Annotated in this window: 11 protein-coding genes; 4 read left to right on the plus strand and 7 right to left on the minus strand. The window is 75.1% G+C overall.

The features are described 5' to 3' along the window. Window positions 1-8: 8 nt before the first annotated feature. Window positions 9-845, plus strand: coding sequence for an endolytic transglycosylase MltG (mltG, locus tag ACZ50K_RS05465; RefSeq protein ID WP_468897789.1), 837 nt, complete (start codon window positions 9-11; stop codon window positions 843-845). Window positions 846-848: 3 nt separating this feature from the next. Here the strand turns inward: mltG and ACZ50K_RS05470 are convergent, their stop codons facing one another. The 6 genes from ACZ50K_RS05470 to ACZ50K_RS05495 all read right to left on the minus strand — a co-directional run bounded on the left by ACZ50K_RS05470 (window position 849) and on the right by ACZ50K_RS05495 (window position 7,526). Beyond that, window positions 849-1,946, minus strand: coding sequence for an NAD(P)-binding domain-containing protein (locus tag ACZ50K_RS05470; protein WP_468897791.1), 1,098 nt, complete (start codon window positions 1,944-1,946; stop codon window positions 849-851). Between the two features lie 117 nt (window positions 1,947-2,063). Next, on the minus strand, window positions 2,064-3,413 hold the full coding sequence (locus tag ACZ50K_RS05475; RefSeq protein WP_468898471.1) for a cytochrome P450: 1,350 nt from the start codon (window positions 3,411-3,413) through the stop codon (window positions 2,064-2,066). 63 nt (window positions 3,414-3,476) lie between these two features. After that, the gene (locus ACZ50K_RS05480) at window positions 3,477-4,280 is read right to left on the minus strand and encodes a DUF1295 domain-containing protein (RefSeq protein ID WP_468897793.1); all 804 of its coding nucleotides are present in this window, start codon (window positions 4,278-4,280) and stop codon (window positions 3,477-3,479) included. Next, window positions 4,277-5,485: a class I SAM-dependent methyltransferase gene (locus ACZ50K_RS05485; protein ID WP_468898474.1), complete on the minus strand. Its 1,209-nt coding sequence runs from the start codon at window positions 5,483-5,485 to the stop codon at window positions 4,277-4,279. Before ACZ50K_RS05485 ends, ACZ50K_RS05480 begins: the two co-directional genes overlap by 4 nt. Before the next feature lie 11 nt (window positions 5,486-5,496). Next, window positions 5,497-6,234, minus strand: coding sequence for a DUF1365 domain-containing protein (locus ACZ50K_RS05490; protein ID WP_468898477.1), 738 nt, complete (start codon window positions 6,232-6,234; stop codon window positions 5,497-5,499). Continuing rightward, window positions 6,228-7,526, minus strand: coding sequence for an NAD(P)/FAD-dependent oxidoreductase (locus tag ACZ50K_RS05495; protein WP_468897795.1), 1,299 nt, complete (start codon window positions 7,524-7,526; stop codon window positions 6,228-6,230). The genes ACZ50K_RS05490 and ACZ50K_RS05495 overlap by 7 nt, the downstream gene beginning before the upstream one ends. Window positions 7,527-7,676: 150 nt before the next feature. Between ACZ50K_RS05495 and ACZ50K_RS05500 the strand changes: the two genes are divergently transcribed. The 3 genes from ACZ50K_RS05500 (at window position 7,677) to ACZ50K_RS05510 (ending at window position 11,784) form a co-directional block, all read left to right on the plus strand. After that, window positions 7,677-9,308 (plus strand): SDR family oxidoreductase, encoded by a 1,632-nt coding sequence (locus ACZ50K_RS05500; protein ID WP_468897797.1) that lies wholly within the window; start codon window positions 7,677-7,679, stop codon window positions 9,306-9,308. A 15-nt stretch (window positions 9,309-9,323) separates the two neighbouring features. Further along, on the plus strand, window positions 9,324-10,697 hold the full coding sequence (locus ACZ50K_RS05505; RefSeq protein WP_468897799.1) for a cryptochrome/photolyase family protein: 1,374 nt from the start codon (window positions 9,324-9,326) through the stop codon (window positions 10,695-10,697). 61 nt (window positions 10,698-10,758) lie between these two features. After that, window positions 10,759-11,784 carry a MerR family transcriptional regulator gene (locus tag ACZ50K_RS05510; protein ID WP_468897801.1) on the plus strand — a complete coding sequence of 342 codons (1,026 nt, stop codon included), beginning with the start codon at window positions 10,759-10,761 and terminating at the stop codon, window positions 11,782-11,784. Here ACZ50K_RS05510 and ACZ50K_RS05515 read toward each other — a convergent pair. Beyond that, window positions 11,708-12,298: an RNA polymerase sigma factor gene (locus ACZ50K_RS05515; RefSeq protein ID WP_468897803.1), complete on the minus strand. Its 591-nt coding sequence runs from the start codon at window positions 12,296-12,298 to the stop codon at window positions 11,708-11,710. The genes ACZ50K_RS05510 and ACZ50K_RS05515 overlap by 77 nt on opposite strands. Between the last annotated feature and the right edge of the window lie 117 nt (window positions 12,299-12,415).

A 12,415-nucleotide genomic window follows, 5' to 3' on the forward strand; every position in this document is an offset into this window, starting at 1 on the left:
GTGCCCGCATGTTCACCGAGCACCGGCCGAAGAAGGGCCGGACCCGCCTCACCCGCCGCGGCCGCCTGGCGATCTTCCTCGGGCTGCTGCTCGCCACCGGCGCAGCCCTCTTGGTCCCGCTGCTGCTGCCCGAGCACCGGGAGGAACAGCCCCGCCGGCTGCTGATCCCCGAAGGCTGGCGGGCCGCCCAGGTCTACGCCGCCATCGACCGGGAGCTGAAGGTGCCGCCCGGCACCGCCAAATCCGCCGCCGGTGCCATGGCGCCCGGACTGCCCCCCGAATCCAAGGGCAACCCGGAGGGATACCTCTTCCCCGCCACCTATCCGGTGACCTCCAAGACCACCGCCACCGAACTGCTCGCCTATATGGTCCGCACCGCGGGGGAGAAGCTCGCCACCCGCGCGGTGGCCACCGGAGCCAGGACCCACGGTATGACCCCTTACCAGACCGCCACCCTGGCCAGCATCATCCAGGCCGAGGCCGAAACCCCCGCCGACATGGGCAAGGTCTCCCGGGTGGTCCACAACCGGCTCGCCCGCTCCATGCCCCTCCAGATGGACTCCACCATCAACTACGCGCTCAACCGCAGCACCGTGGACACCAGCCTCTCCGACACCCGGATCGACAGCCCCTTCAACACCTACGAACGCCAGGGACTGCCACCCACCCCCATCGACAGCCCCGGACTCCAGGCCATGACGGCAGCCGTCACCCCCACCCCCGGGGACTGGCTGTTCTTCGTCACCGTCAAACCCGGAGACACCCGCTTCTCCGCCACCTACGAGGAACACACCCGGCATGTCGCCGAGTTCAACCGGCTCCGCGCCCAGGCCCGCCGCGCCTGAGGCTCAGCCGACCGCCACCGGCACCCGGTCCCGGCCCCGGTTCCGGTCCAGCAGTCGGCGGATCTCCCGGACCGCCGCCCCGCCCGCCCGGTTCGCGCCGATGGTGCTCGCCGAAGGCCCGTAGCCCACCAGATGCACCCGTGCGTCGCGCGCCGCCCGGGTCCCCTCCAGTCGGATACCGCCGCCCGGCTCGCGCAGACCGAGCGGAGCCAGATGGCCCAGGGCCGGGCGGAAGCCCGTGGCCCAGAGGATCACATCGGCCGCCACCGAGGTGCCGTCCGCCCACACCACCCCTTCCGGAGTGATCCGGTCGAACATCGGCCGGCGTTCCAGTACCCCCGAGGCCAGCCCCGCCCGCACCGCCTCGCTCATCGGCAGCCCGGTCACACTCACCACGCTCCTCGGGGGCAGCCCCCGGCGCACCCGTTCCTCCACCAGGGCCACCGCGGCCCGCCCCTCCGCCTCGCCGAAGGAACCCTCCCGGAACACCGGGGGCCGCCGGGTCACCCAGGTGGTCTCCGCCGCCACCTCCGAGATCTCCAGCAGATGCTGCACCGCGGAGGTCCCGCCACCCACCACGACCACCCGGGCCCCCGCGAACCCCTCCGGCCCCGGATAGCCCGCCGTGTGCAGTTGCCGCCCCCGGAAGGAGCGCTGCCCCGCCACCCGAGGCCAGAACGGCCGTTCCCAGGTGCCGGTGGCATTGATCAACGCCCGTGCCGACCAGTCGCCCGCGGAGGACTCGACCAGCAGCCGGCCCCCCACGCCCTCCCGCACCGCCCGGACGCGCACCGGCCGCAGCACGTCCAGGGAGAACTCCCGCTCGTAGTCCGCGAAGTACGCGCTGATCACCTCGGAGGAGGGCCGCTCCGGATCCGCGCCCGTCAGCTCCATCCCGGGCAGCGCGTGCATTCCGTGCACCTTGGAGTACGTCAGCGAAGGCCAGCGGAACTGCCAGGCCCCGCCGGGGGCGGGCGCGTGGTCCAGGACCTGGAACCCCAGCCCGGCCCGCCGCAGATGGTAGGCGCTGGACAGCCCCGCCTGACCGGCTCCGACCACCACCACGTCCACGTCCACCGTGTCCCGCACAGAATCGTTCACGGTTCTACTAACTCGGTGGGGTCGGGAGATCTTCCCCGGGCTCGGTACCGTACCCGGCGCCCGGCCTCAGCCTCCGCCCGGCCTCAGCCTCCGCCCGGCCTCAGGCCCCGCTCGGCCTCAGGCCCCGGGCGGGCGCAGGGTGGCCAGGACCGGTCCGGTCGGCTGGAGGGTGAGCCCCGGGAACACCCCGACCCGCTCGGCCCCGCTGTCCAGATGGAACCGCTGCCCGAGCACGGCCAGCACCAGTACGGCCTCCACCAGGGCGAACCGTGCCCCCAGACAGGCCCGGGGCCCGCCGCCGAAGGGGAACCAGGCGTGCTCCGGCACCGGATGCGGGGCGTCCTCGTCCCACCGCTCCGGCCGGAAGGCCTCCGGATCCGGGAACCAGCGGGGGTCCCGGTGCATCGACCACGGGCTGATCCACACCGAGGTGCCCACGGGCACCGGCCGCCCCCCGAGGCTCGCCCCCGGCTCGGCCACCGCCGAGATCAGCCAGATCGGCGGATAGATCCGCAGGGCCTCCTTGACCACCTGCCGGGTCCAGGGCAGCCGCGCATAGTCCTCGTAGGAGGGCAGTCGGCCGCCGAGCACCCGGTCCAGTTCCCCGGTCAGCCGCGACCGGGCCTCCGGGGCCCCGGACAACAGCTGCCAGGCCCAGGTCAGGGTGGTGGAGGTGGTCTCATGGCCGCCGATGTAGAGGGTGATCGACTCGTCCCTCAGCTCCCGCCGGGACAGCGGTTCGCCGTGCTCGTCGCGGGCGGCGAGCAGCCGGCTCAGCAGGTCGTCCCGCTCGGCCCCGGCCGCCGAGGCCGCCTGGTGCTCGGCGATGACATGGTCGATCTCCCGGTCCAGGACCGCGACGGCCTCCCGCATCCGGCGCCGGCCCGGGGTCCGCACCCACGGCGGCAGGAACAGCGTCAGCCCGCGGAACTCCGCCCCCAGCTCCCGCTGGGCGGTGGCCATCGCCGCGCTGATCGGCTCCTCCCGGCCGGCCGCGTCCCCACCGAACAGGGTCCGTACCGCGATCCGCTGGGTCAGTCCGGCCATCTCCCGGTGAACATCGATCCGGTCGCCCGCCCGCCAGCCCCCGACGAGGGCGTCCGCGCACTCCACCATGGTCGCGGCGTACGAGCGGACCTGGCGCGGCCGGACGGCGGGCTGCACCAGCGCCCGCTTGCGCCGCCAGTCCGCCCCGCTCGCCACCACCACCCCGTTGCCCAGCAACTGGCGGAAGGCCCAGCCCAGTTCCGTCGGCCGGAAGCTGCCCTCCACCGCCCCGAGCAGTTCGCCGGCGTGCTCGGGCCGGGAGACCAGCACATTGCGCTGGGGTCCCAGGGCCCACGGCACCCAGTCCCCGTACTCGTCGCGCAGCGACTCGAAGAAGGCCAGCGGATCACGGGCGAACGCGGGCAGGTTCCCGAGCAGTGGCCAGCGGCGCGGCCCGCGGCCGGCACCCGGCGGCGGCATGGTTGCGGTCACGCGGGCATGGTGGCAGCCGCCGTGCCAGGACACCAGAGCGGCGGCCCCCTCTCAGCTCCCGCCGGCCGGGGAGCGCCGGGGCGGCCGGGGGAAGAACCCGCTGGTGCGCGCCCGGTATTCGGCGAATCCGGGCCGGTCGGCCATATGCCGTTCCAGCAGGCGTTTCCCGCTGCCCCCGATCAGCAGGTAGGACATGAACAGCGGTGCCACCACCGACACAGCGGCGGCCTGCACCGATCCGGCGGCGACCAGGAAGATGCCCCACCAGACGCAGAAGTCGCCGAAGTAGTTGGGGTGCCGGGTCCAGGACCACAGACCCCGGTCCATGATCTTGCCCCGGTGGGCCGGATCCGCCTTGAAGCGGGCCAGCTGGTGGTCGCCGACCGCCTCGAAGAGGATGCCGGTGAGCCAGAGCAGCACCCCGGCCGCGGCGAGCGGCCCGAGGTCCCCGCCGCTGTAGGCGCCCGCCTGCACCGGCAGGGAGACCAGCCACACCAGGGCCGCCTGGAGCAGGTACACCATGCGCAGGGCGAACAGGTTCCGGTTGCCCGGCGCCCTGCCCAGCATCCGTTCGTAGCGGGGGTCCTCTCCGTGTCCGCGGCCCCGCCAGGCGATGTGGCCGGCCAGCCGCAGCCCCCACACCACGGTGAGCACCGTCAGCAGCAGGGCCCGGCCGCCGCCCGCGCCGGAGGCCGCCCAGGTGGCCAGGGCCACGGCGGCGAAGGCCAGTCCCCAGGCCACGTCGACCCCGCGGTGCCGGCCCAGCCGCACTCCCACCGCGAAGGCGGCGAGCATCACGGCCAGCGAGGCGGCCGCGGCGACCGCCAGATTGACCCCGAAACCGGACCAGTTCACGCCCGGGCTCCTTCCTCGGTCAGCAGGATCTGGTGCACGTCCAGGTATCCGGAGGCGAACCCGGCCTCGCAGTAGGCGAGGTAGAAGGTCCACATCCGCCGGAAGGTCTCGTCGAAGCCCAGCGCGTGCACCCGGTCCGCCCGCTCGGTGAACCGTTCCCGCCACAGCCGCAGGGTTTCCGCGTAGTGCGCCCCGTACCCCTCGCGGCGGGTCACCCGCAGTCGGGTGTGGGTGCGGGCCATCTCCTCCACCACCCGCACCGAGGGCAGCATCCCGCCGGGGAAGATGTACTTGTGGATCCAGGTGTAGGTGTTCCTGGTGGCCAGCATCCGATCGTGCGGCATGGTGATCGCCTGGAGCGCCACCCGGCCGCCGGGGGCGAGCAGCCGGTCCAGGGTGGCGAAGTACACCGGCCAGTACTCGGCGCCGACCGCCTCGATCATCTCCACGCTGACCACGGCGTCGTAACTGCCTTCCGCCTCGCGGTAGTCGCAGAGCCGTACGTCCACCCGGTCGGACAGGCCGGCGGCCGCTATCCGCCGCAGGGCGAGCTCGCGCTGCTCGCGGGAGAGGGTGAGGGTGACCACCCGGGCGCCGCGCCGGGCGGCCCGGATCGACAGCTCGCCCCAGCCGGTGCCGATCTCCAGCAGCCGGGTGCCCGGTCCGACCTCCGCCAGGTCCAGCAGCATGTCGATCTTGCGGTGCTGGGCGGCGGCCAGGTCCCCGAACCGTGCGGGCAGTGCGGGGAACACCGCCGAGGAGTAGGTCAGGGTGGGGTCCAGGAACTCGGCGAACAGCTCGTTCGACAGGTCGTAGTGGCGTTCGATGTTGCTGCGGGATCCGTCGGGGGTGTTGCGGTCCCGTTCCGGGTGCCGGGCGGCCCACAGTCCGCGCAGCCGCTGGAGCGGCCGGGGGATCAGCGCGGCCACCTGCCCGGCCATGACCGTCAGCACGGCCACCGGGTCACGGGCGTCCCATTCGCCCGCCACATAGGACTCCCCGAACCCGATCAGGCCCTCCGTGGAGATCCGGCGCTCGAAGGCCACCGGGTCGTGGACCGCCATCGCGGGCCCGCCCCGGCCCAGGGTGCCGTCCGGACCCATCCGGACCTGGAGCGGCAGCCGGTCCAGGGCCCGGCGGATCAGCAGCCGGCCCACCGTCGCCCGGGTTCGGGAACACGGCGGCACCTCCGGAAGCGCCGTCATGGTCGTCGTGCTCACTTCATACCCTCCTGGGGCAGGTGTGGGGGCCGCGGCCGCACGGGCAGCCCGCGCAGCAGCAGCCGGATTCCGTGGAAGCGGATGCCCGCCGTCACCGCGGCGGTGGACCACGGGTGGCGGAGCGCCGCGCGCAGCAGTCCCCGCGCACCGGCAGGCCGGCGGACGCCCCGGACGGTGGCGGTCAGCCGGGCCCCATCCGAGCCCCCGGCCAGGGCCACGTCCATGGCGAGCCGGTCCTGCGGAACCGGCAGCCGCATCCGGTAGTCGCCCTCCACCGCGAGGAACGGGGAGACGTAGAACTCCTTGGCCACCCGTCCCGAGCCCTCGGCGGCCTCCGGACCGAGCAGGTAGCAGTGCCGGCCGCCGTACGTGTTGTGGACCTCGGCGACCACCCGGAGCAGGGCGCCGTCCGGGCCGTGGCACCAGAACACGGTGAGCGGGTTGAACACATGGCCCAGCACCCGGGCGTGCGCCAGCATCAGCACCCGGGCACCGGGCGGCAGCGGAACGCCCCGGGCCGTCAGGAAGCGGTCCAGGCCGGCCCGGATCGTGGGCAGGTCGCCGCCGAAGTGGTCGCGGGCGTCGAACCGGGCCAGCGGACGCAACGGCCCCGGCAGCCGGGGCGGTTCGGCGAGGTCCACCAGCCACAGGTAGCTGCGCCGGCGCAGGCCGTAGCGGTGGGCTCCGGTCCGCACGTGCCGGATGTCGCACTCGTACAGGGCGGGTCTCACCAGACCACCCCCAGCGCGGCCGCCGCCGCCACGCCCGAGCGGCAGCCGTCCTCGTGGAACCCCCAGCCGTGGTAGGCGCCGGCGTAGGCGGTGACCGGGCCGGACAGGTCGGGCAGCAGGCGCTGGGCGGCCACCGACTCCGGGGTGTACACGGGGTGTTCGTAGACCATCTCGGCCAGCACCCGGTCCGGCCGGACGGAGTCCCCGGCGTTCAGGGTCACCAGGTAGTGCTCCGGGGCGGTCAGCCCCTGGAGCCGGTTCATGTCGTAGCTCACCCGGACGTGCGCGTCCTCCGGGCGGCAGCCGGACAGCAGGTAGTTCCAGCAGCCGCGGGCACCGGAGGCCCGGGGCAGCACCGAGTCGTCGGTGTGCAGCACGGTCCGGTTGCGGGAGTAGCCGAAGGCGCCCAGCGCCGCCCGCTCGGCCCCGGTGGGATCGGCCAGCAGACGCAGTGCCTGGTCCGCGTGGACGGCGACGACCACCGAGTCGTGGTCCGCGCCCGATCCGTCCGCGAGGGTGATCCGCACCCCGTCCGGGGTCCGGGCCAGCGAGCGCACGGGCGCGGACACCCGGACCGCGGCCGGGCCCAGCTCCTCGCGGATCCGCTGCACGTAGCGGGCCGAGCCGCCCTCCACGGTGCGCCACTGCGGGGAGCCGCCGACCGCCAGCATCCCGTGGTGGGCCAGGAACCGGAACAGGTACCGGGCCGGATAGCGCAGCGCGGTGTCCGGCGGGCAGGACCACACCGAGGCCACCAGCGGGATCGCGAAGTGCCCGGTGAAGTACGGTCCGAAACCGCCCCGCTCCAGGAACTCGCCCAGGGTGGGCTCCGTCCCGCCCGCCGGGGCGGCCAGCAGCCGCCGGGCCTGCCGGTGGAAGGCCGGCACCCGCGCCAGCATCCGCAGGTAGTCGGGCCGCAGCGCGCTGGACGGCCGGGCGAACAGCCCGCGCGGACCGCGGGCGCCCGCGTACTCCAGTCCGCAGCCCCGGCAGCGCACCGACAGGCTCATGGTGGTCGCCCGGGTGGCCACGCCCAGTTCCCCGAAGAGCCGGAGCAGGTGCGGGTAGGTACGGTCGTTGTGGACGATGAACCCGGAATCCACCGGGCGCACCACCCCGTCCGGTCCCTTGACCTCATGGGTGTGGGCGTGCCCGCCCAGCCGGTCGTCGGCCTCGTAGAGGGTCACCTCATGGGTCCGGGCCAGCACATAGGCGGCCGTCAGCCCCGAGACGCCCCCACCGATCACAGCGGTGCGCGGTCGTCGCGGCCGTCCCGGTCGTCCTTGTTCCGTCATCTCGCTCCCTCCCTCGCTGCTACTTCGGAGCCGGAGGGGGTGTCGGATGCGCCGGACGGGCGATCGGTGCGCATCCGTTCCGGGCGTCCCGGGGGAATCCCCGAGGGGAGGGACCGGACCGCACACGGCGTACGAGGAGCGGAGACAGCCATGACGGGCCTGAACTGCCTGGTCACCGGGGCCACCGGCTATATCGGTGGCCGTCTGGTGCCGGAACTGCTCGATGCGGGCCACCGGGTGCGGTGCATGGCCCGGTCCCCGGAGAAACTCCGCGACCTGCCGTGGGCCGGGCGGGTGGAGACCGTCCGGGGCGACGCCACCGATCCGGTCTCGGTGGCCGCCGCGCTGGAGGGCATCGACGTGGCCTACTACCTGGTGCACGCCCTCGGCGGCGGTTCCGGTTTCGAGGACCGGGACCGGGACGCCGCCCGGATCTTCGCCGAGCGGGCCCGGGAGGCCGGGGTCCGCCGGATCGTCTACCTGGGCGGGCTGACCCCGGCGGGCATCCCGGCCTCCGGTCTGTCCCCGCACCTGCGGTCCCGTGCCGAGGTCGGCGAGATCCTGCTGGCGGGCGAGGTGCCGGCCACCGTGCTGCGCGCCGCCGTGATCATCGGATCCGGGTCGGCCTCCTTCGAGATGCTGCGCTACCTCACCGAGCGGCTCCCGGTGATGGTGACCCCGAGCTGGGTGTCCACCCGCTGTCAGCCGATCGCCGTCCGTGACGTGCTGCGCTATCTGGTCGGCAGCGCCGGCATGCCGCCGGAGACCAACCGGGCCTTCGACATCGGCGGCCCGGACGTGATCACCTACGAGGAGATGATGCGCCGCTACGCGCAGGTGGCGGAGCTGCCCAAACGGCTCATCCTGCGGGTTCCGATGCTCACCCCCCGGCTGTCCAGCCACTGGATCGGCCTGGTCACCCCGGTGCCGCGGGCGCTGGCCCGGCCGCTGGCCGAGTCCCTGCGGCACGAGGTGGTCTGCGCCGAGCACGACATCGCCCGGCTGGTCCCGGACCCGCCGGGGGCGCCCATCGGCTTCGACCAGGCCCTGTCGCTGGCCCTCCAGCGGGTCCGCGAGGCCAAGGTGACCACCCGCTGGTCCTCCGCCTCGCTGCCCGGCGCGCCCAGCGACCCGCTGCCCACCGACCCCGACTGGGCGGGCGGCAGCCTGTACACGGACTGCCGGGAGCGGGAGGTGGACGCCTCGCCCGGGGCCCTGTGGCGGGTGGTGGAGGGCATCGGCGGGGAGAACGGCTGGTACTCCTTCCCGCTGGCCTGGTCGGTGCGGGGCTGGCTGGACCGGCTGGTGGGCGGGGTCGGCATCCGGCGGGGCCGGCGCGACGCCTCCCGGCTCAGGGTCGGGGACTCCCTGGACTTCTGGCGGGTGGAGGAGATCGAACCGGGCCGGCTGCTGCGGCTGCGGGCCGAGATGCGGCTGCCCGGGCTGGCCTGGCTGGAGATGCGCGCGGACCCGGGCGCCGGGCCCGGCCGGGCCGGCTACACGCAGCGGGCCCTCTTCCACCCGCACGGGCTGCTCGGGCACCTCTACTGGTGGAGCGTGTCCCCCTTCCACGCGCTGGTCTTCGGCGGGATGGCCCGCAACATCGCCCGGGCCGCCGAGCGCCTGGACGCCGACGCGGCCGCAGAGGCGGACGCGTCCGCGGGCGGCCCGGCGCCGGAGGCCGGCCGGGCGGGCGCAGCGGGCGCATCCGCGGCGACCGCATCCGCGGCGGGTCCGGCGGCCGAAGTACCGCCCGACAGCAGCAGTACAGCCAAGTCCTGAGGCGGAGCGAGAGCCATGAACACCGCGGTCGTCCTGTACACCTCCGACCTGCGCCTGCACGACCACCCGCCGCTGCGGGCGGCCCTCTCCTCCAGCGAGCGGGTGGTGCCGCTGTTCGTCCGTGACCGGGCCGTGGAGGCCGCCGGGTTCGCCCCGCCCAACCGGCGGGCCTTCCTCGCCGACTGCCTGGCCGATCTGGACGCGGGCCTGCGCGAACGCGGCGGCCGGCTGGTCCTGCGCTCGGGGGACCCGGTCGCCGAGGTGCTGGCCGTGGTGCTGGAGACCGACGCCGACGAGGTCCACATGGCCGCCGGGGTCAGCGGCTACGCCCACGGCCGGGAGGAGCGGCTGCGGGCCGCGCTGGAGGCCGAGGGCCGCCGGCTCTACGTCCACGAGGCGGTGGTCACCGCGGTCGCCCCCGGCGGGGTCCACCCGGCCGGCTCCGACCACTACGCGGTGTTCACCCCCTACTTCCGGCGCTGGGCGGCCGAGGCCCCCCGGCCGGTGGTGACGGCCCCCCGTACGGTCCGGGTCCCCGAGGAGGTCGGCTCCGAGCCGCTGCCCGAGCGCGCCTCGGTGGCCGGGGCCTCCCCGGGGCTGGCCCGGGGCGGGGAGCGGGAGGCCCGCCGGCTGCTGGTGAACTGGCTGCGCTCGGGCATCTCCCGGTACGAGGACGTCCATGACGACCTGGCCGGTGACGCCACCTCCCGGCTCTCCCCGCACCTGCACTTCGGGACCCTGTCGGCGGGCGAGGCCGCCCAGCGCGCGGACGCCGTGGGCGGGCCCGGCGCGGAGGCCTTCGTCCGGCAGCTGTGCTGGCGGGACTTCCACCACCAGGTGCTCGCCGCCCGTCCGGGGGCGGCCGCCGGGGACTACCGGGACCGCGGGGACCGCTGGCGGACCGGCCGGGCCGTGGAGGAGGAGGTGCGGGCCTGGAAGGAGGGCCGCACCGGCTATCCGGTGGTCGACGCCGCGATGCGGCAGCTCCGCCACGAGGGCTGGATGCACAACCGCGGTCGGCTGCTCGCCGCGAGCTTCCTGTCCAAGACCCTGTACGTGGACTGGCGGATCGGCGCCCGGCACTTCCTGGAGCTGCTGGTGGACGGGGACCTCGCCAACAACCAGCTGAACTGGCAGTGGGTGGCCGGCACGGGCACCGACACCCGGCCCAACCGGGTGCTGAACCCGGTCCGGCAGGCCCTGCGCTACGACCCGGACGGCAGCTATGTGCACCGCTGGGTGCCCGAGCTGGCCGGGCTGCCGGCCCCGGCCGTCCACGAGCCCTGGCGGCTGACCGGCCCGGACCGGGCCCGGTACGACTATCCGGACCCGCTGGTGGAGCTGGCCGAGGGCCTGGACCGGTTCAAGCGGGGCCGGGGGGCCGAATGAGCGGCGGGTGGGAGCGGGTGCGCCCCGGACCGGGGCGGCGCCCGGCCGTATCGTGAGGCGGGTGCAGCCCGTGCCGCCCGGACCCGCGCCGTCCGACGACCTTCCCGCCGCCGCCCTGAGCACCGGAGCGGTGGCCCGCCGGCTCGGCGTGTCGCCGACCACCCTGCGTTCCTGGGAGCGCCGCTACGCCATCGGCCCGGCCCGCCGGGAGGACGGCCGGCACCGCCGCTGGACCCCGCAGGACATCGCCCGTCTGGAGCTGATGTGCCGGCTCACCGGCCAGGGGGTGCCCCCGGCGGAGGCGGCCCGGGCCGCCCGCGACGGAGCCGCCCCGGAGGCCGGTGCCCGGCCGGCCGGCCGGGCACCGGGCGGCCCGGACTCGCTGCCCCTGGGGGAGGTCCGGCCGGAGTGCCGGGGGCTGGCCCGGGCCGCGGTCCGGCTGGACGCGCCGTCGGTGGACGCCATGCTGGACGCCGCGGTGGCCGAACTCGGGGTGGTCACCGCCTGGGAGGAGGTGATCGCGCCGACCCTGCACGCGGTGGGCCGCAAATGGGCCTCGGCGGGGGAGCGTTACGTGGAGGTGGAGCACCTGCTGTCCTGGCACGTGTCCTCCGCCCTGCGGCGGGTCCGGCCGGCGGCGCCGCCGCGGGGCGCGGCCGCCGCCCCGCTGCTGCTGGCCTGTGTACCGCGGGAGCAGCACAGTCTGCCGATCGAGGCCCTGGCCGCGGCGCTGGGCGAACGGGGCCTGCCGGTGCGGATGTTCGGCGCGGCGCTGCCGGCCGAGGCGCTGCTGGACGCGGTGCGCCGGACCGGGCCGCGGGCGGTGGTGCTGTGGTCGCAGTCCCGGACCACGGCGGATCAGGCGCTGGCGCGTTCGGTGGCGGGCATCGAGTGGGGGCTGCGGGGTGCCCGGGCGCATTCGGCGCTGCTGCTCGCGGGGCCCGGCTGGGGGTCGGGGCTGCCGGATCCGAGGGCCGGGCGGCTGTTCGGTCTGCGGTCGGGCCTGGAGGTCATCGCGGGACTGGCAGCGGGCCCGGTTCCAGGGAGCGCCGCAGGCCGTGCAGGGCCCGCCGCATATGGCTCTTGACGGTGCCGAGCGGCAGCCCGGTGCGGTCCGCGATCTGTGACTGGGACAGGTCCGCGTAGAACGCCAGCCGGACCACCCGCTGCTGGGCGGACGGGAGCCGGGCCAGTTCGCCGAGGACCAGCATCCGGTCCAGGGTCCGCTCCGGTTCCAGCTCCGGCCGGGACACCGCGCCGGGGTGCGGGGCCAGCTCGGGGCAGCTGCGGGCGGCGGCCGTCGCCCTGGCCCGCCGGGTCCGGGCGGCCAGGGCGTCGGCCACCTTGTGCCGGGTGATCCCGGTGAGCCAGGCGCCGAGGCCGCCCGGTCCGGGCCGGTATCCGTGCCGGCCGCGCCAGGCGGCCAGGAAGACCTGCTGGGTCACGTCCTCCGCCTCGCGCTCGTCGCCCAGCGCCCTCCGGGCGAGTGCCTGCACCAGGGGCCGCCAGCGCCGGTACACGGCCTCCATGCTGTCGTCGTCCCCGGCGACGAACCCCGCCGCCACCCGGTCGTCGAGCCCCTCGCGCACTGTCTCGTCCATGGGTCGAGCCTGCTCAGGGCGCCTCGGTGAATCAAGTCGCAGCGTTTACGCATCGAATTTTCGGGACGCGTCGAATCCGCGGCGGATCGGCAGTGGATCAGCGGCGGATCAGCGGCG

This window comes from Streptomyces sp. NPDC033845, assembly GCF_055576225.1.

Coding starts and splice junctions, on each gene's coding strand:
- mltG (WP_468897789.1), top strand. CDS start 9: ATGTTCACCGAGCACCGGCCGAAGAAGGGCCGGACCCGCCTCACCCGC.
- ACZ50K_RS05475 (WP_468898471.1), bottom strand. CDS start 3,413: ATGCCGCCGCCGGGTGCCGGCCGCGGGCCGCGCCGCTGGCCACTGCTC.
- ACZ50K_RS05485 (WP_468898474.1), bottom strand. CDS start 5,485: ATGACGGCGCTTCCGGAGGTGCCGCCGTGTTCCCGAACCCGGGCGACG.
- ACZ50K_RS05495 (WP_468897795.1), bottom strand. CDS start 7,526: ATGACGGAACAAGGACGACCGGGACGGCCGCGACGACCGCGCACCGCT.
- ACZ50K_RS05500 (WP_468897797.1), top strand. CDS start 7,677: ATGACGGGCCTGAACTGCCTGGTCACCGGGGCCACCGGCTATATCGGT.
- ACZ50K_RS05505 (WP_468897799.1), top strand. CDS start 9,324: ATGAACACCGCGGTCGTCCTGTACACCTCCGACCTGCGCCTGCACGAC.
- ACZ50K_RS05515 (WP_468897803.1), bottom strand. CDS start 12,298: ATGGACGAGACAGTGCGCGAGGGGCTCGACGACCGGGTGGCGGCGGGG.